The 22958-nt window shown below is 62.3% G+C and carries 21 protein-coding genes; 13 read left to right on the top strand and 8 right to left on the bottom strand.

The window, feature by feature from the left end; genetic code table 11:
• The first annotated feature begins 30 nt into the window (after positions 1-30).
• The 10 genes from AC07Y9_RS18710 (at position 31) to AC07Y9_RS18665 (ending at position 11911) form a co-directional block, all read left to right on the top strand.
• The gene (locus tag AC07Y9_RS18710) at positions 31-1041 is read left to right on the top strand and encodes an ornithine carbamoyltransferase (protein WP_007926269.1); all 1011 of its coding nucleotides are present in this window, start codon (positions 31-33) and stop codon (positions 1039-1041) included.
• Between the two features lie 145 nt (positions 1042-1186).
• A complete protein-coding gene (arcC, locus tag AC07Y9_RS18705; protein WP_009045248.1) occupies positions 1187-2116 on the top strand; it encodes a carbamate kinase in 930 nt (309 codons plus the stop codon).
• 63 nt (positions 2117-2179) lie between these two features.
• Entirely contained in the window at positions 2180-2542 is a 363-nt protein-coding gene (locus AC07Y9_RS18700; RefSeq protein WP_053262373.1) for a DUF5064 family protein, read from the top strand.
• A gap of 235 nt (positions 2543-2777) precedes the next feature.
• Positions 2778-4286 carry a transcriptional regulator GcsR gene (gene gcsR, locus AC07Y9_RS18695; protein WP_009045250.1) on the top strand — a complete coding sequence of 503 codons (1509 nt, stop codon included), beginning with the start codon at positions 2778-2780 and terminating at the stop codon, positions 4284-4286.
• A 435-nt stretch (positions 4287-4721) separates the two neighbouring features.
• Complete coding sequence (gene gcvH / locus AC07Y9_RS18690) at positions 4722-5105, top strand: glycine cleavage system protein GcvH (protein WP_007931060.1); 384 nt, start codon at positions 4722-4724, stop codon at positions 5103-5105.
• Between the two features lie 9 nt (positions 5106-5114).
• Complete coding sequence (gene gcvP, locus AC07Y9_RS18685) at positions 5115-7973, top strand: aminomethyl-transferring glycine dehydrogenase (protein WP_102678995.1); 2859 nt, start codon at positions 5115-5117, stop codon at positions 7971-7973.
• Positions 7974-8175: 202 nt separating this feature from the next.
• Positions 8176-9552, top strand: coding sequence for an L-serine ammonia-lyase (locus AC07Y9_RS18680; RefSeq protein ID WP_087090276.1), 1377 nt, complete (start codon positions 8176-8178; stop codon positions 9550-9552).
• A gap of 41 nt (positions 9553-9593) precedes the next feature.
• Entirely contained in the window at positions 9594-10718 is a 1125-nt protein-coding gene (gene gcvT, locus AC07Y9_RS18675) for a glycine cleavage system aminomethyltransferase GcvT (RefSeq protein WP_087090274.1), read from the top strand.
• Positions 10719-11111: 393 nt separating this feature from the next.
• Positions 11112-11324, top strand: a complete 213-nt coding sequence (locus tag AC07Y9_RS18670) for a cold-shock protein (protein WP_007931076.1) — start codon at positions 11112-11114, stop codon at positions 11322-11324.
• A 98-nt stretch (positions 11325-11422) separates the two neighbouring features.
• Positions 11423-11911, top strand: a complete 489-nt coding sequence (locus tag AC07Y9_RS18665) for an RDD family protein (RefSeq protein WP_102678996.1) — start codon at positions 11423-11425, stop codon at positions 11909-11911.
• Between the two features lie 62 nt (positions 11912-11973).
• On the opposite strand, the gene nadA is transcribed toward AC07Y9_RS18665, so the two are convergent.
• On the bottom strand, positions 11974-13032 hold the full coding sequence (gene nadA, locus AC07Y9_RS18660; RefSeq protein ID WP_007931079.1) for a quinolinate synthase NadA: 1059 nt from the start codon (positions 13030-13032) through the stop codon (positions 11974-11976).
• A 514-nt stretch (positions 13033-13546) separates the two neighbouring features.
• Between nadA and AC07Y9_RS18655 the strand changes: the two genes are divergently transcribed.
• The 3 genes from AC07Y9_RS18655 to AC07Y9_RS18645 all read left to right on the top strand — a co-directional run bounded on the left by AC07Y9_RS18655 (position 13547) and on the right by AC07Y9_RS18645 (position 15899).
• Positions 13547-14794 (top strand): type II and III secretion system protein family protein, encoded by a 1248-nt coding sequence (locus AC07Y9_RS18655; RefSeq protein ID WP_087090272.1) that lies wholly within the window; start codon positions 13547-13549, stop codon positions 14792-14794.
• Positions 14795-14901: 107 nt separating this feature from the next.
• Positions 14902-15624, top strand: coding sequence for a tetratricopeptide repeat protein (locus AC07Y9_RS18650; RefSeq protein ID WP_087090270.1), 723 nt, complete (start codon positions 14902-14904; stop codon positions 15622-15624).
• Between the two features lie 2 nt (positions 15625-15626).
• Entirely contained in the window at positions 15627-15899 is a 273-nt protein-coding gene (locus AC07Y9_RS18645; RefSeq protein ID WP_062824881.1) for a DUF3613 domain-containing protein, read from the top strand.
• 74 nt (positions 15900-15973) lie between these two features.
• Here the strand turns inward: AC07Y9_RS18645 and AC07Y9_RS18640 are convergent, their stop codons facing one another.
• From AC07Y9_RS18640 to AC07Y9_RS18610, 7 genes are read right to left on the bottom strand one after another with little or no spacing between them, the layout of a single operon-like run.
• Positions 15974-16945 (bottom strand): type II secretion system F family protein, encoded by a 972-nt coding sequence (locus AC07Y9_RS18640; protein ID WP_102678997.1) that lies wholly within the window; start codon positions 16943-16945, stop codon positions 15974-15976.
• A gap of 27 nt (positions 16946-16972) precedes the next feature.
• Positions 16973-17959 (bottom strand): type II secretion system F family protein, encoded by a 987-nt coding sequence (locus AC07Y9_RS18635; protein ID WP_053262381.1) that lies wholly within the window; start codon positions 17957-17959, stop codon positions 16973-16975.
• Between the two features lie 2 nt (positions 17960-17961).
• Complete coding sequence (locus tag AC07Y9_RS18630; protein WP_102678998.1) at positions 17962-19395, bottom strand: TadA family conjugal transfer-associated ATPase; 1434 nt, start codon at positions 19393-19395, stop codon at positions 17962-17964.
• Between the two features lie 3 nt (positions 19396-19398).
• Positions 19399-20619: an AAA family ATPase gene (locus AC07Y9_RS18625; protein WP_102678999.1), complete on the bottom strand. Its 1221-nt coding sequence runs from the start codon at positions 20617-20619 to the stop codon at positions 19399-19401.
• Positions 20613-21116: a TadE/TadG family type IV pilus assembly protein gene (locus tag AC07Y9_RS18620; protein ID WP_102679000.1), complete on the bottom strand. Its 504-nt coding sequence runs from the start codon at positions 21114-21116 to the stop codon at positions 20613-20615. The genes AC07Y9_RS18625 and AC07Y9_RS18620 overlap by 7 nt, the downstream gene beginning before the upstream one ends.
• Entirely contained in the window at positions 21116-21586 is a 471-nt protein-coding gene (locus AC07Y9_RS18615; protein WP_087090260.1) for a TadE/TadG family type IV pilus assembly protein, read from the bottom strand. The genes AC07Y9_RS18620 and AC07Y9_RS18615 overlap by 1 nt, the downstream gene beginning before the upstream one ends.
• A gap of 8 nt (positions 21587-21594) precedes the next feature.
• A complete protein-coding gene (locus AC07Y9_RS18610; RefSeq protein WP_102679001.1) occupies positions 21595-22932 on the bottom strand; it encodes a TadE/TadG family type IV pilus assembly protein in 1338 nt (445 codons plus the stop codon).
• Positions 22933-22958 lie beyond the last annotated feature (26 nt).

The following is a 22958-nucleotide window of genomic DNA, read 5'->3' as shown; positions in this document are numbered from 1 at the left end:
GGCCGAGTACAGAATCCCTGGAGAATCATCATGGCGTTCAACATCCACAACCGTAACCTACTCAGCCTCGAACACCACACCGAGCGCGAGCTGCGCTACCTGCTCGACCTGTCCCGCGACCTCAAGCGCGCCAAGTACACCGGCACCGAGCAGCAGCACCTCAAGGGCAACAACATCGCCCTGATCTTCGAGAAAACCTCGACCCGTACCCGCTGCGCCTTCGAGGTCGCCGCCTATGACCAGGGCGCCAACGTCACCTACATCGACCCGAACTCGTCGCAGATCGGCCACAAGGAAAGCATGAAGGACACCGCCCGCGTGCTCGGGCGCATGTACGACGCCATCGAGTACCGCGGCTTCAAGCAGGAAATCGTCGAAGAACTGGCGAAGTTCGCCGGTGTGCCGGTGTTCAACGGCCTGACCGACGAATACCACCCGACCCAGATGATCGCCGATGTGCTGACCATGCGTGAGCACGCCGACAAGCCGATCCACGACATCAGCTACGCCTACCTGGGCGATGCCCGCAACAACATGGGCAACTCCCTGCTGCTGGTGGGCGCCAAGCTCGGCATGGACGTGCGCATCTGCGCGCCAAAAGCCCTGTGGCCCCATGACGACCTGGTCAGCCGCTGCAAGCAGTACGCGCAAGAAAGCGGTGCCCGCATCACCCTGACCGAAGACCCGAAAGCCGCGGTCAAGGGCGTCGACTTCATCCACACCGACGTCTGGGTATCGATGGGCGAGCCGGTGGAAGCCTGGGCCGAACGTATCCAGCAACTGCTGCCGTACCAGGTCAACGCCGAGCTGATGAAGGCCACCGGCAACCCACGGACCAAGTTCATGCACTGCCTGCCGGCGTTCCACAACAGCGATACCAAGGTCGGCAAGCAGATCGCCGAGCAGTATCCGCACCTGGCCAACGGCATCGAAGTGACCGACGACGTGTTCGAGTCGCCGGCCTGCATCGCCTTCGAGCAAGCGGAAAACCGCATGCACACCATCAAGGCGATCCTGGTCTCGACCCTGGCCGACCTGTAACCCCGACGTCCGTGGCCGCCCGCCGGGCGGTCGGCCCTCGACCTGTAGGCGCGAGGCTTCCCCGCGAAGGCGTCCAACCTGACACCCCACCATCGCAGGCAAGCCACGCGCCCACGGGATCACCGAATTCTGGAAGGAATGCATTATGCGTATCGTCGTCGCACTGGGCGGCAACGCCCTGCTCCGCCGGGGCGAACCCATGACCGCGGACAATCAACGCGCCAATATCCGCATCGCCACCGAACAGATCGCCAAGATCCATCCCGGCAACCAGCTGGTGATCGCCCACGGCAATGGCCCGCAGGTCGGCCTGCTGTCGCTGCAGGCGGCGGCCTACACCTCGGTGTCGCCTTACCCGCTGGACGTGCTCGGCGCCGAAACCGAAGGCATGATCGGCTACATCATCGAACAGGAACTGGGCAACCTGCTGGATTTCGAAGTGCCCTTCGCCACCCTGCTGACCCAGGTCGAGGTCGATGCCAAGGACCCGGCGTTCCAGAACCCGAGCAAGCCCATCGGCCCGGTCTACAGCAAGGACGAAGCAGAAAAACTGGCCAAGGAAAAAGGCTGGGCCATCGCCCCCGATGGCGACAAGTACCGCCGCGTGGTGGCCAGCCCGAAACCCAAGCGCATCTTTGAAATCCGCCCGATCAAATGGCTGCTGGAAAAGAGCAGCATCGTGATCTGCGCCGGCGGTGGCGGCATTCCAACCCTGTACGGTGAGGACGGCAAGCTCCGGGGCATCGAGGCGGTGATCGACAAGGACCTGTGCTCGGCACTGCTGGCCGAACAGCTGGAGGCCGATCTGCTGGTGATCGCCACCGACGTCAACGCGGCCTTTATCGACTGGGGCAAGCCGTCGCAGAAAGCCATTGCCCAGGCGCACCCGGACGAAATGGAAAAGCTCGGCTTCGCCGCCGGCTCCATGGGACCGAAGGTCCAGGCGGCCTGCGAGTTCGCCCGCCATACTGGAAAAGTCGCAGTGATCGGTTCACTCTCGGACATCGAAGCGATCGTCCAGGGCAAGGCCGGTACGCGCATCAGCACGGCCCAGCCGGGCATCACTTACCGATAAGAGCAACTCAGGGTGCAGGCCGCTGGCCTGCACCACTCCCCATGCCTTGTAAAGGAGAGAGCCATGGCCCAGTTCGAACCCGGTCATTTACACATCGAGCGACACGCACTGACCAAGGACGATGTCAGCTACAACATCTGTATCGACTATGAAGTCGCGCAGGACCCCAAGGAAGGCAAAGGGATGCAGTTCAAGATGCATGGAACGATTCAGGGCAAGGAGCTCGATGAACCGTTCTTTCTGCCCAAGGATCAGGCTTACAACTTCGCCAGCAACGTGACGAAAATCGCCGAGAAGTATGGGATTCCCAAGGCACTGAGCAGCATCGGCTCGCTGCACAAATATTACGACGCGATGTTTGAGGATGTGCGGGTGCAGTTGAATATGAAATCCGGGGATCCAGTCAACCCCGAACACCTCGAGTAACCCCAGCCCGTGGGTCGCGGGCTTCCCCTGCCCGCTTAACCTGTAGGAGCGAGGCTGGCCCGCGATGAACTCAAGGACGCCGCGGCGTATCAGGCCAGGCTTCCCGCGTCATCGTTGAGGCTATCGCGAGCAAGCTTCGCTCCTACAGAAGCCCGTGGCCACGGCGAATTTCACCAAACAGCGTCCGCCAAGGCATACTTGCCACCCTCCGTTTTCCAGAACCCTTGACCGCCCCATGCGCATCCACGTCAGCTTTATCGACCGCGTCGGTATCACCCAGGAAGTCCTGGCCCTGCTCGGTGGGCGCAACCTCAACCTGGATGCGGTGGAGATGGTGCCGCCCAACGTCTACATCGACGCCCCGACCCTCAGCCCGCAAGTGCTGGAAGAGCTGCGCGACGCGCTGTTCAGCGTGCGCGGCGTGCAGGCGGTGACGGTGGTCGACATCCTGCCCGGCCAGCGCCGCCACCTGCAGCTCGACGCCCTGCTGGCGGCGATGACCGACCCGGTGCTGGCCCTGGACAGCGCCGGCAAGGTGCTGCTGGCCAACCCGGCGCTGATTGCCCTCTATGGCCGCGAGCCAGCCGGGGAAAGCGTGGCCGAGCTGTTCGACGACCCGGCGCTGCTGGAAACCTTGCTGGAACAGGGCTTTCGCTTGCCCCTGCGGGAAATCACTCTCAATGGCCAGACCCTGCTGCTGGACGCCACGCCGATCACCGACGCCGGCGCGCTGCTGACCCTGTATCAGCCCAATCGCATCGGCGAACGCCTGTCGGCCCTGCACCACGACCATGCCGAAGGCTTCGATGCCCTGCTCGGCGACTCCCCGGCCATCCGCACCCTCAAGGCCCGCGCCCAGCGCGTCGCCGCGCTGGATGCGCCGCTGCTGATCCAGGGCGAAACCGGTACCGGCAAGGAACTGGTGGCGCGAGCCTGTCACGCCATCAGTGCGCGGCACGGCGCGCCGTTTCTGGCGCTGAACTGCGCCGCCCTGCCGGAAAACCTCGCCGAGAGCGAGCTGTTCGGCTACGCCCCCGGCGCCTTCACCGGCGCCCAGCGCGGCGGCAAGCCGGGGCTGATGGAGCTGGCCAACCAGGGCACGGTGTTTCTCGACGAGATCGGCGAAATGTCGCCCTACTTGCAGGCCAAGCTGCTGCGTTTTCTCAACGACGGCAGCTTTCGCCGGGTGGGTGGCGACCGTGAGGTCAAGGTCAATGTGCGGATCCTCAGCGCCACCCATCGCGACCTGGAAAAGATGGTCGCCGAGGGCAGCTTTCGCGAAGACCTGTTCTATCGCCTCAACGTGCTGAATGTGGAAGTCCCGCCCCTGCGCGAGCGCGGCCAGGACATCCTGTTGCTGGCGCGCTACTTCATGCAGCAGGCCTGCGCGCAGATCCAGCGCCCGGTCTGCCGCCTGGCGCCCGGCACCTATCCGGCGCTGCTGGGCAACCGCTGGCCGGGCAACGTGCGCCAGTTGCAGAACGTGATCTTCCGCGCGGCGGCGATCTGCGAAAGCAGCCTGGTGGACATCGGCGACCTGGATATCGCCGGCACCTCGGTGGCGCGCCAGAACGACACCGAAGTCGAAAGCCTGGAACAGGCCGTCGAGGAGTTCGAGAAGGCATTGCTCGAAGGCCTCTACGTCAACTACCCCTCGACCCGCCAGTTGGCCAGCCGCCTGCAGACCTCCCACACCGCCATCGCCCATCGCCTGCGCAAATACGGCATCCCCAACAAGCCCTGAACCTGCCGCAGCTTTTGATGTTGTAGCCGCTGCCGCAGGCTGCGATCGCTCCCGCAGGGAGCGCAAGCTCTCAAGATCGCCGAAGGCCTTCGGCCTTATCGCAGCCTGCGGCAGCGGCTACAGGTGGCGTAGTCGCATCTGAAAGCGACCTCCACCTGTACTGAAAGCGCTACAGCGGAACGATATCGCTACAGCCGGTTGTAATCGGCGCTACGCAAGGCTTTGATCCCCATAGGCTTTTCCCTGGCCCTCCAGCTGTAGCGTTTTCGCTACAGCCGTTAGTTTCCAGCCACCATCAAGAACACATAACTCATTGATTAATAACAACTAAAAAACATTGGCCGCATTTTTGCTAAGGGCTTATCCATTCCGCTCGGCCCTGCACGAGCATTCAATCGCGTCCACCAGACGAATCTGGCCCCTTGAGGAGTTTCCATGAGCGAGTTGCGTTTTACTGAAGATCACGAATGGCTGCGTACCGAAGCCGATGGCAGCGTTACCGTCGGCATCACGGCTTTCGCGCAAAACGCCCTGGGCGATGTGGTGTTCGTGCAATTGCCGGAACTGCAGGCCTACGACAAGGGCGCCGAAGCCGCCACCGTGGAATCGGTAAAAGCCGCCAGCGGCGTGTACATGCCCCTGGACGGGGAAGTGGTGGAAACCAATCCGGCCCTGGAAACCAGCCCCGAGCTGGTCAACGAAGACCCGCTGGGCGAAGGCTGGTTCTTCCGCTTCATTCCCGCGGACGCCGCCGCTGTCGGCCAACTGCTGGATCAGGACGCCTACGACCGCCTGATCAAAGCCAACGCCGACGCCTGAGGAACCGCCATGACTCAAGTCAACCTGAGCACCGCCAACGAATTCATCGCGCGCCACATCGGCCCGCGCCAAGGCGACGAGCAAGCCATGCTCAACAGCCTGGGCTTCGACTCCCTGGAAGCCCTGAGCGCCAGCGTGATCCCCGACAGCATCAAGGGCACCAGCGTCCTCGACCTGCCCGCCGGGCAGAGCGAAGCCGACGCACTGGCCTCGATCAAGGCCATCGCCGCCAAGAACCAGCTGTTCAAGACCTACATCGGCCAGGGCTACTACAACTGCCACACGCCGTCGCCGATCCTGCGCAACCTCCTGGAAAACCCGGCCTGGTACACCGCCTACACCCCGTACCAGCCGGAAATTTCCCAGGGCCGCCTGGAAGCGCTGCTGAACTTCCAGACCCTGATCAGCGACCTCACCGGCCTGCCGATCGCCAACGCCTCCCTGCTCGACGAAGCCACCGCCGCCGCCGAAGCCATGACCTTCTGCAAGCGCCTGAGCAAGAACAAGGGCAGCCACACCTTCTTCGCCTCCAGCCATTGCCACCCGCAGACCCTCGACGTGCTGCGCACCCGTGCCGAGCCGCTGGGCATCGACGTGGTGGTCGGCGACGAGCGCAAGCTGACCGACGTCAGCCCGTTCTTCGGCGCGCTGCTGCAATACCCGGCGAGCAACGGCGACCTGTTCGACTACCGCGAACTGACCGAGCGCTTCCACGCCGCCAACGCCCTGGTGGCGGTCGCCGCCGACCTGCTGGCGCTGACCGTGTTGACCCCACCGGGTGAATTCGGCGCCGACGTGGCCATCGGCAGCGCCCAGCGCTTCGGTGTGCCGCTGGGCTTCGGTGGCCCGCATGCGGCCTACTTCTCCACCAAGGACGCGTTCAAGCGCGACATGCCGGGCCGTCTGGTCGGGGTGTCCGTGGACCGTTTCGGCAAGCCGGCGCTGCGCCTGGCCATGCAGACCCGCGAGCAACATATCCGTCGCGAGAAAGCCACCAGCAACATCTGCACCGCCCAGGTGCTGCTGGCCAACATCGCCAGCATGTACGCCGTGTACCACGGCCCCCAAGGCCTGAGCCGGATTGCCCGGCGCATCCACCAGCTGACCGCGATCCTGGCCCAGGGCCTGAGCAAGCTGGGGATCAAGGTCGAGCAGGAAAACTTCTTCGACACCCTGACCCTGCACACCGGCGCACGCACCGCGGCGCTGCACGACAAGGCCCGCGCCCAGCGCATCAACCTGCGGGTGATCGACGCCGAACGCCTGGGTCTGTCGCTGGACGAAACCACCGGCCAGGCCGATGTACAAGCGCTGTGGAGCCTGCTGGCCGACGGTCAGGCGCTGCCGGACTTCGCCGCGCTGGCCAGCACGGTACAGAGCCGTATCCCGGCGGCGCTGGTGCGTCAGTCGGCGATCCTCAGCCACCCGGTGTTCAACCGCTATCACTCGGAAACCGAGCTGATGCGCTACCTGCGCAAGCTGGCGGACAAGGACCTGGCCCTGGACCGCACCATGATCCCGCTGGGTTCGTGCACCATGAAGCTCAACGCCGCCAGCGAAATGATCCCGATCACCTGGGCCGAATTCGGCGCCCTGCACCCGTTCGCCCCGGCCGAGCAAAGCGCCGGCTACCAGCAACTGACCAGCGAACTGGAAGCCATGCTCTGCGCCGCCACCGGCTACGACGCGGTGTCCCTGCAGCCGAACGCCGGCTCCCAGGGCGAATACGCGGGCCTGCTGGCCATTCGTGCCTATCACCAGAGCCGCGGCGACGACCGTCGCGACATCTGCCTGATCCCTTCGTCCGCCCACGGCACCAATCCGGCCACCGCCAACATGGCCGGCATGCGCGTGGTGGTCACCGCCTGCGACGCCCGTGGCAACGTCGATATCGAAGACCTGCGGGCCAAGGCCATCGAGCACCGCGAGCACCTCGCCGCGCTGATGATCACCTACCCGTCGACCCATGGCGTGTTCGAGGAAGGCATCCGCGAAATCTGCGGCATCATCCATGACAACGGCGGCCAGGTGTACATCGACGGCGCCAACATGAACGCCATGGTCGGCCTCTGCGCCCCGGGCAAGTTCGGCGGCGACGTGTCGCACCTGAACCTGCACAAGACCTTCTGCATTCCCCACGGCGGTGGCGGCCCGGGCGTCGGCCCGATCGGCGTCAAGTCGCACCTGGCGCCGTTCCTGCCTGGCCACGCGGCCATGGAACGCAAGGAAGGCGCGGTCTGCGCCGCGCCGTTCGGCAGCGCGAGCATCCTGCCGATCACCTGGATGTACATCCGCATGATGGGCGGCGAAGGCCTCAAGCGTGCCTCGCAGCTGGCGATCCTCAATGCCAACTACATCTCCCGTCGCCTGGAAGAACACTACCCAGTGCTCTACACCGGCAGCAACGGCCTGGTGGCCCACGAGTGCATCCTCGACCTGCGCCCGCTCAAGGACAGCAGCGGCATCAGCGTTGACGACGTCGCCAAGCGCCTGATCGACTTTGGCTTCCACGCCCCGACCATGTCGTTCCCAGTGGCAGGCACCCTGATGATCGAGCCGACCGAAAGCGAATCCAAGGAAGAACTGGACCGCTTCTGCGACGCCATGATCCGCATCCGCGAAGAAATCCGCGCAGTGGAAAACGGCAGCCTGGACAAGGACGACAACCCGCTGAAAAACGCCCCGCACACCGCGGCGGAAATCGTTGGCGAGTGGTCGCACCCCTACAGCCGTGAACAGGCGGTGTACCCCGTGGCCTCGCTGATCGAAGGCAAGTACTGGCCTCCGGTCGGCCGCGTCGACAACGTGTTTGGCGACCGCAACCTGGTGTGCGCCTGCCCGTCGATCGAAAGCTATCAGGACGCCTAAGACGGCATCGCCGTCCATCGCGGGCAAGCCTCGCTCCTACAGATACTGCGTATACCTGTAGGAACGAGCCTGCTCGCGATGCTCGTGAACGATAACGCGGAGCACCGGAACAACCCGGTGCCCTCAGGTTCATCGCGAGCAAGCTCGCTCCTACAAAAAACCATGCGTGCCGATCAACACAATAAGAAACCGGAGAACCAACATGTCCTTGAGCGTGTTCGACCTGTTCAAGATTGGCATCGGCCCCTCCAGCTCCCACACCGTTGGCCCGATGCGCGCGGCCGCGCGCTTCGTCGAAGGCCTGCGGCGCGACGGACTGCTGGGCGCCACCACCTGCGTCAAGGTCGAGCTGTACGGCTCGCTCGGCGCCACCGGCAAGGGCCACGGCAGCGACAAGGCCGTACTCCTGGGCCTGGAAGGTGAACACCCGGATACCGTGAATACCGAAAACATCGCCGCTCGCCTGCAGGAAATACGCAGCAGCGGACGCTTGAACCTACTCGGCGAACACCTCATCGCGTTCAACGAGAAAGAACACCTGGCCATGATCCGCAAGCCCCTGGCCTACCACCCCAACGGCATGATCTTCCGTGCCTTCGATGCCGCCGGATTGCAGATCCGCAGCCGCGAGTACTACTCGGTGGGCGGCGGCTTCGTGGTCGACGAGGACGCCGCCGGTGCCGACCGCATCGTCGAAGACACCACCAAGCTGACCTTCCCCTTCAAGAGCGCCAAGGACTTGCTCGGCCACTGCACCACCTATGGGCTGTCCATCAGCCAGGTGATGCTGACCAACGAAAGCGCCTGGCGACCGGAAGCGGAAACCCGAGCCGGCCTGCTGAAGATCTGGCAAGTGATGCAGGACTGCGTGGATGCTGGCTGTCGCAACGAAGGGATCCTGCCGGGTGGCCTGAAGGTCAAGCGCCGTGCCGCCGCCCTCCACCGCCAGCTGTGCAAGCACCCCGAGGCGGCCTTGCGCGATTCCTTGTCGGTACTGGACTGGGTCAACCTGTATGCCCTGGCGGTCAACGAAGAAAACGCCAACGGCGGGCGCGTCGTCACCGCGCCCACCAATGGCGCCGCCGGCATCATCCCGGCAGTGCTGCACTACTACATGCGCTTCATCCCCGGCGCCAACGAAGACGGAGTGGTGCGTTTCCTGCTGACCGCCGCTGCCATCGGCATTCTCTACAAGGAAAACGCCTCCATCTCCGGCGCCGAAGTCGGCTGCCAGGGCGAGGTCGGCGTGGCCTGTTCGATGGCGGCCGGGGCCTTGTGCGAAGTGCTCGGCGGTACGGTGCAACAAGTGGAAAACGCCGCCGAGATCGGCATGGAACATAACCTCGGCCTGACCTGCGATCCGATCGGCGGCCTGGTGCAGGTGCCCTGCATCGAGCGCAACGCCATGGGCTCGGTCAAGGCGATCAACGCCGTGCGCATGGCCTTGCGTGGCGACGGGCAACACTTCGTCTCCCTCGACAAGGTGATCCGCACCATGCGCCAGACCGGCGCCGACATGAAAAGCAAATACAAGGAAACCGCCCGCGGCGGTTTGGCCGTCAACATCATCGAGTGCTGATGCACGCACATACGCATCTCACGTTTACCCAGGAGCTGAACATGTCCACCGAAACACTGTTGAAGACCCCGCTGCATTCGCTGCATCTCGAACTCGGCGCGCGCATGGTGCCGTTCGCCGGTTACGACATGCCCGTGCAATACCCGCTGGGCGTGATGAAAGAACACCAGCACACCCGCGAGCAGGCCGGCCTGTTCGATGTCTCGCACATGGGCCAGATCCGCCTGACCGGCGCCAAGGCCGCCCAGGCCCTGGAAACCCTGGTGCCGGTGGACATCATCGACCTGCCCGTGGGTATCCAGCGCTACGCCATGTTCACCAATGAAAACGGCGGCATCCTCGACGACCTGATGGTCGCCAACCTGGGCAACGACGAGCTGTTCCTGGTGGTCAACGCCGCCTGCAAGGACCAGGACCTGGCCCATCTGCGCCAGCACATCGGCCATTTGTGCAGCATCGAGCCGCTGTTCGAGGAGCGCGCCCTGCTCGCCCTGCAAGGCCCGGCGGCCGTCACCGTGCTGGCGCGCCTGGCGCCGGAAGTGGCGAAGATGACCTTCATGCAATTCACCCGCGTGAAGCTGCTGGGCGTGGACTGCTTTGTCAGCCGTTCGGGCTACACCGGCGAAGACGGTTTCGAAATCTCGGTACCGGCGGCCGACACCGAAACCCTGGCCCGCGCCCTGCTGGCCGAACCGGAAGTGGCCGCCATCGGCCTCGGCGCCCGGGATTCGCTGCGCCTGGAAGCCGGCCTGTGCCTGTATGGCCATGACATGAACAGCCAGACCACGCCGATCGAAGCCAGCCTGCTGTGGGCCATCTCCAAGCCACGGCGCGCCGATGGCGCGCGGGCTGGCGGCTTCCCTGGCGCGGAACAGGTGTTCGCCCAACAACTCAATGGCGTGAAGCGCAAACGCGTGGGCCTGCTGCCCCAGGAACGCACACCGGTGCGTGAAGGTGCGGAGATCGTCAACGAAGCGGGCGAGGTGATCGGCAGCGTCTGCAGCGGCGGTTTTGGCCCGACCCTGGGTGGTCCGTTGGCCATGGGTTACATCGATAGCGCTTATGTCGCACTCGATACGCCAGTTTGGGCAATTGTTCGTGGGAAAAAGGTGCCAATGCTTGTAAGCAAAATGCCATTCGTTGCACAACGCTACTATCGTGGTTGATCAACTGTTTCTATAAGTAACGCGGTTGCGTTAAAAGTGCACTAATCTGTAACGCAACCGCCATAAAATAGTGCATATCTTCGATATTGAACTTGCCTTATAACAGTTGAAAACAATTGAACGACCCTATCGAATAAGCCCAGATGCCTAGTTCCGGCAAACAGCCACCAAGCTGAGGAAAACCGGGGTTTCGCAGGGCTTGTTTTTTCTCCCATAGTTGGCGTAGAGTTTCCCCACTGTGTTTGCATGGGTCGCTTGGAATCGTGACCTGGGCAGTAGCTAACAAGTTTGCTACAACCCGTTCGACGTCTCTTACTTTCCTGCAACCCAGCCCAGTACTCCTTCATGAGAAAGAGACTGTCATTAATTTTTTAGCGTCAAAGGAAATAAGAAATGTCCCAACGTCAGAGCGGTACCGTCAAGTGGTTTAACGACGAGAAAGGTTTTGGTTTTATCACTCCAGAAAGCGGTCCGGATCTGTTCGTGCATTTCCGCGCTATTCAGGGCAACGGCTTCAAGAGCCTGAAAGAAGGCCAGAAAGTGACCTTCATCGCTGTGCAAGGCCAAAAAGGCATGCAGGCTGACGAAGTTCAAGCCGAAGGCTGATCGTCTGTAACGAAAAAGCCCCTGATGCTGACATCAGGGGCTTTTTTGTGCGTGCAATTCCGTAAAATGGCTTCTTTTTTTCGATCGAGAGGCCTGTGATGCCGAAGCACCTGCTAACCCCCCAGGGCGATTTCCCCGCCGCTGGCCTGGGCCGTCGTCTGGCAGCGATGTTCTACGATTTCCTGCTGTGCACCGCACTGCTGATCGTCACGGGCGGCGTCTACAAGTTCATCCAACTGCAGATCCTCGGTGAAACCCGGATGCGCACCCTGACCGAATCCGGCGCGCTGGACGGCGATCCGCTCTACTCCACCGTCCTGCTGTTCGTGCTGTTCACCTTCTTCGCCAAGTTCTGGACCCATTCCGGCCAGACCCTGGGCATGCAGGTCTGGGGCATTCGTGTGCAGAACGCCGACGGCAGCCGCATCAGCCTGTGGCAGGCCCTCCTGCGCTTCATGGTCTCGATCGCTTCCTGGCTGTGCGCCGGGCTGGGCTTCATCTGGATCCTGGTAGACAAGCAGAAGCGCAGCTGGCACGACATCTACTCTTCCAGCCAGATCGTGCGCATTCCCAAGCAGAAAAAATAATCCGCCGCACAGAAAAACGCCCCGAATCTCGGGGCGTTTTTCTGTGCGCTTGTCGAAGGCGATCAGGCATTGCCCGCCAGCTTCATCCGCGCCGCCTGAGTGAAATCCAGCATGCGCTTGAGCGGGCGAATGGCCTGGGGAATCAGTGCCGGGTCGACGAATATCTCGTTGCTGCCCTCACGCAGGCTCTGCAAGGTGCGCTCCAGGGTATTCATGGCCATCCACGGGCAGTGGGCGCAGCTGCGGCAAGCCGCACCGTTGCCGGCCGTTGGCGCCTCGATGAACACCTTGTCCGGGCACAGCTGCTGCATCTTGTAGAAGATGCCGCGGTCGGTCGCCACGATCAGCGTCTTGTTCGGCAAGCGTTGCGCGGCAGCAATCAGCTGGCTGGTGGAACCCACCGCATCGGCCAGCTCGATCACCGAGGTCGGCGACTCAGGGTGGACCAGAATGGCCGCATCGGGATACAGCGCCTTCATATCCTCCAGCTGCTTGGACTTGAACTCTTCGTGGACGATGCAGGCACCGTCCCACAGCAGCATATCGGCACCGGTCTGGCGCTGAATGTAGGTGCCCAGATGCTTGTCCGGCCCCCAGATGATGGTTTCGCCGTTATCCATCAGGCTTTCGACGATTTCCAGGGCGCAACTGGAGGTCACGACCCAGTCGGCACGGGCTTTGACCGCTGCCGATGTGTTGGCATAGACCACCACGGTGCGTTCCGGATGCTGGTCGCAGAACGCCGAGAACTCTTCCACCGGGCACCCCAGGTCGAGGGAGCAGGTGGCTTCCAGGGTGGGCATCAGCACCCGTTTTTCGGGGTTGAGGATCTTCGCCGTCTCGCCCATGAACCTGACACCGGCGACCACCACGGTCTTGGCCGGGTGAGCGTTGCCGAAACGGGCCATTTCCAGGGAGTCGGACACACAGCCGCCGGTCTCTTCGGCCAGGGCCTGAATCACCGGGTCACAGTAGAAGTGAGCCACCAGCACGGCATCCTGAGCCTTGAGCTCGGCAGCAATCGCGGCACGGTAATGGGCTTCCTCTGCGGCCGTCAGCGGCTTGGGCTGTTTGGCGTCAAGGTGGGCCTGAACCAGAAGGCGTTCGGAAATGTGCGTCATGATCGCAAGACCTGCGGGCGCTTATGCGCGAAAGTCGAGTATACACCCGGCTCCGGACCCGTTGAGGGCACCGCCGGGAGAGTGAGTATTCATCAGGTGGTGCAGCGTTGAAACTGCGCAAGGCTACAGAATATCCCCTTGATGTAAAAGATGATTCTGACCTGTGTCACACGGCTCGCCCCGGCACGGAGCAGGTATCGGTCAAGGGGCACGAAAGCCTGCCAATTGCAGCCCCAACAGCGCAAACGCTTCAGTGACGCGCAACGCGCACTTGCACCATTTATGCGCATTGCATGCAGGCGAGTCTCGGCCTGGCGGTGAATCCCCTCGATCGACCAAGCGTTTTTTTACACTTCATAGCAATTTTACCTTTCTGCGCTAACGTCAGTTACAGAAACAGCTAACTGCTGGTTGGTTGCAGCAACACTTGGCGGGCTCTGGTTCAGATGACGGAGAAATGATCCCTGCTGACCGGCCCTTGCGGTTTCCCCCAGCCCAAACAAGGATGCAGTGCATGAACAGTGATTGTGTACAGGTGCTCAGGAGAGTGGCGTGGACATTGATTGTCGCTGGCCTTCCCACAGGGATGGCCATGGCGGCGTCAAATAACTGCGCTGGATTGCAGCCACTGCCGTCGACGGTGGAAGTGGGAGAGGGTCAGCAGACGATAATGCACTCCCCCGTCGCCATTACCCGGTTGGCCGTGGGCGACCCGAAAATTGCCGATGTGTATCTCAATGGACGGGATTCGTACCTGCTGACGGGTATTGCGCCCGGCGCCACCAGCCTGATGGTCTGGACAGCCTGCGACAAGGAACCTCGCCAGAGCATGGTGTTCGTCCAGGGCAAAGGCCCCCATTCAATGGTGAGCTCGCTATTGCCCCCTTCCGAAGATCCGGCTCTGGCCAGCCAGGTGCAGACCGATATCCGCTTTGTCGAAGTCAGCCGCACCAAGCTGAAAGAGGCCGGCACCTCGATCTTCGGCAAGAGCGGTAACTTTCTGTTCAGCTCCCCGGGCACCGCCCCGGTGGGGACGACGGTGACGCCCGGCAATATCGGTGGCCTCAGGCCGAACATACCGCTCAACAACGGCATGTTTAATATTGGCATTGGCGGCGGTAACGTCCTTGGGCTGATCAACGCCCTGGAAGGCAGTGGGTTTGCCTATACCCTGGCGCGTCCGAGCCTGGTGGCACTGAGCGGACAGAGCGCAAGCTTCCTGGCCGGTGGTGAAGTGCCGATCCCGGTCCCCAGCAGCGGCAGCGACAGTATTACCATCCAGTACAAGGAATTCGGTATTCGCCTGACCCTGACCCCCACAATCGTCGGAAATAACCGCATCGCCTTGAAGGTCGCCCCGGAAGTCAGCGAACTGGACTTCACCAACGGGATTACCGTCAACGATATCTCGGTGCCAGCCCTGGTTGTGCGTCGCACCGACACCAGCATCTCCCTGGCCGACGGCGAGAGTTTCGTGATCAGCGGCCTGATCAGCACCACCAATACCACGGCCGTGAGCAAGTTCCCCGGCCTGGGAGAGATCCCGATCCTGGGGGCATTTTTCCGTGATTCTTCGATCAGGCGCGAAGAGAAAGAACTGCTGATGATCGTCACTCCGCATCTGGTGCAACCGCTGGCGGTCAATGCCAAGCTGCCAACACTGCCTGGCGAGCCACTGCGCAACTACGACCCGAACTGGTTCCGTCTGTACTTCCTGGAAAACGGCAATTTTGACCAGGCCGCCAGCGGGCTTTCGCAATGAACCAGGGACCTGGTTCGTTGCTCGCCACACTCAGGCGCAATGACACCGGACTCGGCAAGTCCGGTGTTGGCCATTCCTCGACAATCGGATTGTTCCAGGAGGGAAAAATGAAAGTAGTCATTGCGGCGTTAGGGCTGCTCATGCTCAGCGGCTGCGCCACGAATGGCGGCGGTAGCTGGTCGAAGCAGGCCTGCAGCAAGCTGGATTCGGATCAGGAACTGTCGCTGAGCCTGGCCGACGACATGATCGACGAAGGCAAGCTGCACGCCGGCCTGGCCAATCTGCAACGCCTGCCGGAAGACCTGCCACAGGTGCGCATGCGCAAGGCCAAGATCTATCGCCAACTCGGCCAAAGCGAGGCCGAACCCCTGTACCGCAGCCTGCTCAGCACCTGCCTGGTCGCCGAAGGCGAGCATGGCCTGGGCCAACTGGCAGCGTCACGCAACGATAACGCTCTGGCCCTGGAACATCTGACGCGAGCGGCACGCCTGTCCCCCACCGACGAGAAAATCCGCAACGATCTGGGGGTGGTCTACCTCAACCAGGGGAATACCAACCAGGCCCGCTTTGAGTTCCTCACGGCCATGGAGCTGAAACAGGACAACCAGCTGGCAACCCTCAACCTGGTGACCTTGCTGATTTATCAAGGCAACTGGAAACAGGCCTCGGACCTGGTCAATCGTGCCGGCCTGAAACCCGAACAAGTCACCAGTGCCAAGGAGCGGGCCGAAAAACTCAGGAACGCGACGAAGAAGGCAGTTAACGATCAGGCAGTCACTGCAACGGATTCGTCGCCATCGAGTGTCAATCAACCAATAACGCAGAGGTAGTGATGAAATACCAAACGCTTAGCTGCCTGGGACTCTTGCTTCTTCCGCTGGTGACCCAGGCTATCGAACCCGGCCCGGCCTCCCTGTCACAACAGTCGACCGAAACCTGGCTGCTGCTGCAGAGTCGTAACCAGGTCAAGTCGCCCATCCCCCAGAACGCCTCGCCCAGCGAACGGGAACTGACCCTGCAGCGCTGGCTGGACAACTACAAACACCCGATCCCCGAGTACTACAAGGAGTACGTAGGTTCGGGTGGGTCAGGTGGTTCGAAGTGACAGCAAGTCGCGATGGCGTTCAGTTCAGAGGGGGCAATGCCATCCATGCCGATGGCCCTTGCCCCTCCCCTCTTTTATAACTTCCCGAATACTTTGAAGACGCCGATGATCGCCGGTCCTATGGCTACCAGAAAGAAGCTTGGCCACAGGCAGAAGATCAGCGGGAACACCAGCTTGGTGCCGATTTTCGCGGCTTTCTCTTCGGCCTGCTGGGTGCGCCGGTCACGAAACTCCTCGGCATAGACACGCAGGGTCGTCCCCACGCTGGTCCCGAAGCGAATGCTCTGCGCCAGCAGACTCACCAACCCGCGAATGTCCTCCAGCCCGGTACGCTCGGCCAGATGCTTGAGCGCTTCGGTACTGGGAATCCCGGCCCGGATCTCGGAGTTGACCAGTGCCAGCTCCATGGCCAGCTCAGGCTGGCTGACCGCTATCTCTTCCGATACCCGCTCGATCGCCTGGGGCAAGGCAAGGCCTGACTCCACGCAGACCACCATCAAGTCCAGCGCATCCGGAAAGGCGACGAGCAAACGGGTCATCCGCGCGTTCCTGCGGCTGTCGACATAGATGGCCGGTACCAGCCAGCCTACCCCCAACGCCAGGATCACCAGCCCCGTCCCCAGAAGCAGCGATACCTTCGGTATCAGCGGCAGCGCCAGGACCGCCAGCGCCACCAATGCCAACGGTGTCAGCAGGCGCACCGCCCAGTACATCTGGACAGCGGCCGGGGAGCGAAAGCCCGCATGGATCAGCAAGGTCCGGGTCGCCGAGGCCTGTTCCTGTTCACCGGAGGCAAAACGCTGGCCGACCTGCTCCAGCATCAATTGCAGATTGCTCGGCGCCCCCTGCTGCCGGTGACCATCGCCGCCATGACCGCGCTTGATCAGCAGAAGACGGCGGTGCACCGGGTCCTGCAACCCCTGCACCAGCAATACCAGGGTCGCCACGGCCAGCACCACGCTCAGGCCGATGGCCCCGGCGAACAGCAGGCGCGCCAGTTGCTCGCTACCGACCACACTTTTAATCAGACTCAGCAGATACTCCATGACCTCACCCCCTACGAGTGATTGTGCTCACACCTGGATCCGGATGATCTTGCGTATCCAGAAGATTCCCACCAGCATCGCCACAAACGCGCCAAGCACCATCTTCTGCCCCAGTGGCTCATTGATAAGCAGAGGCAGATAGGTCGGGCTCGAAAGCACAATCCCCGCCGCCAGTACAAAAGGCATTGCCACCAGGATCCAGCCCGACATGCGCCCTTCGGCCGAGAGCGTCTTGACCTTGCGCTGAAAGCGAAAGCGGCCGCGAATCAGGCTGCTCAAACGATCCAGTACCTCGGTCAGGTTGCCGCCCGTCTCGCGATGGATCAGCACAGTGGTCACCAGCATCATCACGGTCATGCTCGGCATGCGTTCCAGCAGGCCAAGCATGGCCCGACGCACATCGTTGCCGTAGTTGATGTCGGCAAAGGTCAGGCCGAATTCGTGGGCAACCGGCCCCTTGTGCTCGTCGGCCACCAACTGCAGGGTTTCGTTGAACGGATGTCCGGCACGCAGCGCCCGGCACATGGCATCCAGGGCATCCGGCAACTGCTCCTCGAACAGGGCAAAGCGTTTGTTGCGGTCCCGGGAGATTTTCAACACCGGCAGCCAGAAGGCCATAGCAGCAGCCGGGAGCGCCGCCCACCACAGCTGCGTGAACAGCCACGTCCCCATGCCAGCCACCATCATCAGGACCAGGCTGAGCATCAGCACCCGATAGGCGCGGTACTCGTGCCCGGCCTGCTCGATCATCTGCGCCAGGGCCTCCATCGCTGGCAATTGCTCCAGACGCGCCTCCAGCGGGGACAGGCGACGCAGGTATTTCTGGCGCAGTACCGACTGCATGTTCTCCAGGTTACTGGCCCGTTCCAGCAGGTCGAGGCGACTGCGGATACGCTTGCGCACCTTGCCGGCCTCGCCGAACACCGGCACCGCCACGCTCTGGCTGAGCAGGAATATGGCGGTGAACACCATGCCGAGAAACGCCAGGATGAACTCGCTGGGGATCTGATGCATGACTAGCCCTCCATCCAGTCTGGCCGGAACAGGCTGAGCGGCAGCTCGATGCCCCGTTTGGCCAGCACATCGCGAAACGCCGGAACCATGCCGGTGGGGCGGAATTCGCCCACAACCTCGCCTTTCTCGCCCAGACCACTGCGCACGAAAGAGAAGATCTCGGTCATGGTGATGATTTCCCCTTCCATGCCGTTGATTTCCTGCACGCTGACCAGCCGCCGCGTGCCGTCCTCCTGCCGCTCCAGCTGGATGACCACACCGATGGCCGAAGCGATCTGCTGACGCAAGGCCTTGATCGGAAAGGTCGCCCCCGTCATCGACACCATGTTCTCGATCCGCCCCAGGGCATCGCGAGCGGTGTTGGCGTGGATGGTGGTCAGCGAGCCGTCGTGGCCGGTATTCATCGCCGTCAACATGTCCAGCGCCTCGGCGCCACGCACCTCGCCGATGACGATGCGGTCCGGGCGCATACGCAGGCTGTTGCGCACCAGCTCCCGCTGGCCCACCTCGCCACGGCCCTCGATGTTCGACGGACGGGTTTCCAGGCGTACCACATGGGGCTGCTGCAGTTGCAGCTCGGCCGAGTCTTCGATGGTCACGATCCGTTCGTTGTGCGGAATGAAACTGGACAACACGTTGAGCATGGTGGTCTTGCCGCTGCCGGTCCCTCCGGAGATCAGGACATTCAGCCGGCCGCGGACGATGGCCTTGAGCATCAGGGCGATGCCCGGGGTCAGGGTGCCCATCTGCACCAGGCTCTCAGTGTTGAGCAAATCCACGGCGAAGCGGCGGATCGACATGCTCGGCCCGTCGATGGCCAGCGGTGGAATGATGGCGTTGACCCGCGAACCGTCCTTCAAGCGAGCGTCCACTAGCGGCGAGGACTCATCGATACGCCGCCCCAGGCTGGAAACGATGCGATCGATGATATTCAGCAGGTGCTGGTCGTCGCGAAAACGCACATCCGTTCTTTGCAGCTTGCCGAAGCGCTCGACGTACACCGAGGCATGACCGTTGACCAGGATGTCGGACACACTCGCATCGTTCAGCAGCGGCTCCAAAGGTCCGAGGCCGAGCACCTCGTCGGCGATCTGCTTGAGGATCAACTGACGGCTGCTGGAATTGACCGGCGCCGAATGCTCATCGAGCAGGCGCTGGCAGATGTCGCGGATCTGCCGCCCGGCCTCGGCCGGCTCCAGGGAATCGAGGAGCGACAGGTCCATGACCTTGAGCAATTGCTGGTAGATCTTTTCCCGCCACTCGGCCTCCATCGAGCCGAGTTTGGTCCTGGTTTCATAGAGCAGGTCCGGCACACTGGCCTCCCAGGCCATGAGCACACTGGCGCACTCTTTGCCATCGAGGGACGCGTCCTGCGTTTCTGCCGGTGCCTGTTTACCGGGTTGCTGACGCAGGCGATTACGAAAGTCGCTGAGCATGGCCTAGCCTCCGAACAGACGATTGAAGGTACGTTTGAACAAACTCTTCTCGGCGACCTCGATTCCGATCAGGTTCTGGGTCACCTCACGCAGGGCCAGGGTCACCCCCGAACGTGGCGCATGCAGCTCGAGCGGCACACCGGTGTTCTGACTCTCGCTGACCACCGCATAGTCATTGGGCACGGCTTGCAGGGTCGTGCAGCGCAGGGCATCGGCAACATCCTTGAGGCTCACCGGCGAGGCCTTGTTGTAGCGGTTGACCACCACCTGTATCCGGTTGCTCTGCACATTCAGGTCGTCGCGCAGGATGCGGGTCAGGCGGGTGCCATCCTTCAGGTGGCTCAGGCTCTGCTGCAGCACGACGTAGATGCGATCGGCCTGTTCGAGCGTGACGCCGGTGAGGTGATCGATCTGTCGTGGCAAATCCACCACGACCCAGTCGTAGGTCCCACGGGCCAGGCGCAACAGTTTATCCAGCTGGTCCAGGTGCACATCCTGCGTCAGGCACAGCTCCCCGGTACGCCCGCCCAGCACATGCAGGGTCGGGCTGAAGTGGTTGCAATAGCCACGCAAGGCGATGCTGTCCAGGGACTCGACCTGCTTCAGCACATCCACATGGCTGTGGGTAGGCACCACATCCAGGCAATGCGCCACGCTGCCGAACTGCAGGTCCAGGTCCAGCAGCAGGGTCCTGCCACCGCGGGTGGAGAGCTGATGCGCCAGGTTGCAAGCCAGCATCGAGGCTCCCGAACCGCCTTTGGCGTTCATCACCGCAATCAGCTTGCCACCGGTCCCCTGCTCCGCATTGGCCTCCATGAGCATACGGCCGATGGCCGCCTGCAACTCTTCTGCCGCTACCGGCTCGGGGAGAAAGTCCCGGGCACCGGCCTGCATGGCCAGGCGCATGCCCTCGCGCTCATCCAGCGGGCCGCAGACCAATAGCGGTGGGCGCTCCTTGAGCGGATGCTGCAACAGGGCCGCCAGCTCTTCACGCCACAGATGGCTGACGCGCAACAGCAGGAAGTCGGGCATCTGCTCCAGTCCATACAGCGGATCGGTATGACCGTTGCTCACCAGGCGAGTGGTTACCTGCAAGTTCGGCAACCCTTGGCTCAACGCTTTCAGATGATTCAAGGTGGTCACGTCGCGCCCACTGATCAGCAGGCGTTTGCCTTGCTTTTCAGTAGCAGCAGCGACAACGGGCGCTTCTCGGGTACTCAACATGGTGTGATCTCCGGTGTGACTGCTGCCTGGGGCTGCCGACCGAGGCTTTCACGTGGCACGGTCGACCTGAATACCGGTAGGACAAACACCCCGTTGAACCCAGGAATCAGCAGATTGAAACTGAAATTGGATACCTGTAGCTGGACATAACGAATGGCGACAAAGCCGTTGGTGCCGGTCAGATCGTTGGGGCTGGCGACGACCGCGCCGTTGGCGTCCAGATAAACCAGGTTCAGGTTGGCGGACGTCAGGTTATTGAGCAGGCTGCTCGGACCGCTGTTGGTCGAAGCGTTGAACATCGCCCGGCGCAGAATCACCGGATCGTTGATGTCGCACACTGCCGCCAGACGGGCGCCGCGGCGCACGGTTTCATTCAGGGCATTGACCGTGAAGTACAGCCGGCCCATTTCCAGCACACCGAACAGCACGGTGAACAGCACCAGGCTGGTGATCGCGAACTCGACGGTGTACAGCCCACGCATACCTTTGACGTTCATCACAAAGCCCTCATGACGACAGTGGAAGTCAAGGCCAGGCCCAGCGGCACGTTGCTGCCATACAAGACGGGCAAGGCACTGCCGATCACCGGCACATAGGTGTAGGTAATGCTGACCTGGATATGCTCGGCACCCACCGCGGTGACCGTGACATTCGCCGGCGTCAGCCCCGACACCGCCGCCGGGTAGCCATTGGGATTGGCGGGCACGCCATAGACAGCGATGTTCTTGGCCTGGGTCTGCAGCGTACCGCTCAGCTCGAGCTTGCCGAGGGTGGAGTTCCACGCCTTGTCAGCGACATAACGCCCTGCGTCGCGACTGGCCTGCATCAGGCTGTTGTACTGGAACAACATGCGACCGAACTCGGCGAAGGTCAGCATCAGCAACAGCAGCAGCGGCAGCGTCAACACCAGCTCCACCATCGCCAAGCCGCTCTGGTTGCGCGGCGACCTGAATCCTCTGCGTCCCATAAAACCTCCTAAGAGTCGGTACTTGGCGTCTGGCTGTTATCGATATAGGTCTTGTACAGCTGGATGATCTGCGGCCCGGTGGTATTGGCCGGGTTGGGACCTGGCACGTTGTCGCCTTCGCACACCTTCTCGAACTGACCGAATATCTGCGCCTCATTGCCCTTTTGCGATGCCGGTTGCAGGACGAAGTAGCAGGCGAAACCCAGTACCGGTATCGAGGACGACCCATCGTTCTTGCCCGAACAGTCACCGATCACGATCTTGATGATCCGCCGTTCGAACGCCCCACCGTTCTGGCAGCCACCGCCGCCACCGGCAACGCAGTTGGCGGACTCCTGCACCCAGTTGTTGTAGTCGTACAAGGCGCTGCCGCCCGCGGACAAATTGCCGCTGCTCGAGGTAACCGCCTGATTGTTGTACTGAATCTGCTTGAGCGTATCGTCGTAAGTGAACGACTTGGAGTTGGTCGTGATCACCAGGTCCGGAGGATAGTTCGCCGCGCTGAGGCCGCCGGAATACTGGTTGAAGCGTGTATTGAGCCCCTGCGAGGCAGGCCCGACAGTGTTCCCCGGCTTGGTCTGGACATTCGAACCGACGCTGTTGCACTGGGTGATACCGCCTGCCAGCCCCTGCCTGATCGTACTGCCGCCCGAGCCGAAATCGAGCAGCTGGAAGTTGCCGGGGCCAATCGGCGAGCTGTTGCCCGCGGCAGTTTTCAACACCTGCGCATCGCCGAACTGGAACCCCCAGAACATCCCGGTGGCCGGGTTGTTTTTCGTTGGATCGCCGCACACCATCAGCGGCGTGAGGTCACAAGGGCTGGCAGGGCTTGGCCCGGCGGTAGCGACTGCGCTCACAAACTTGTTACCGACCCCATTGCCCAGGGTCTGAAAGACGCCCCAGAAGAATCCGGCCAGGGAATAGTTCGTGACCGTCACCCGCACATAGCTCGCATTGGCCGGCCCCGGGAAAGAGAAAGGCCCATAGACAGTGGACGCCAACTCCACCGTGGCAAAGCCGCCGACATTGTTGGCGATGGCGGCGGCCAGTTCCTGATTGCCGCTGGCATTGGCATTCAGGGTCAGGGTATTGAGCGCGGCGGTCTGCGCCAGGGTCGCGGCTCCCGTGGTACCCATTACCGTACTGAGGGTCTTGGCACCACTCAGCGCCGCGGCATCCACCGCATTTTGCAGGCGGGACTTGTTCACCAGCATGTGGCCGCCATCCAGCGCCAGGGCCCCCATCAGCAGCATCGAGGCCAGGGCAATCACCACCAGTACAAGCATTGCGCCGCGCTGCTGCCGTGGGAAAGCACTCAATGGCTGTTGGATACGCGCGCTCATCATCAAGCCCTCATCGTTGGTTTATGTCG

Source organism: Pseudomonas sp. GW456-L12 (assembly GCF_059424045.1).
The sequence above is the reverse complement of the archived record's forward strand: the minus strand, read 5'-3'. Positions and strand labels throughout refer to the sequence as shown.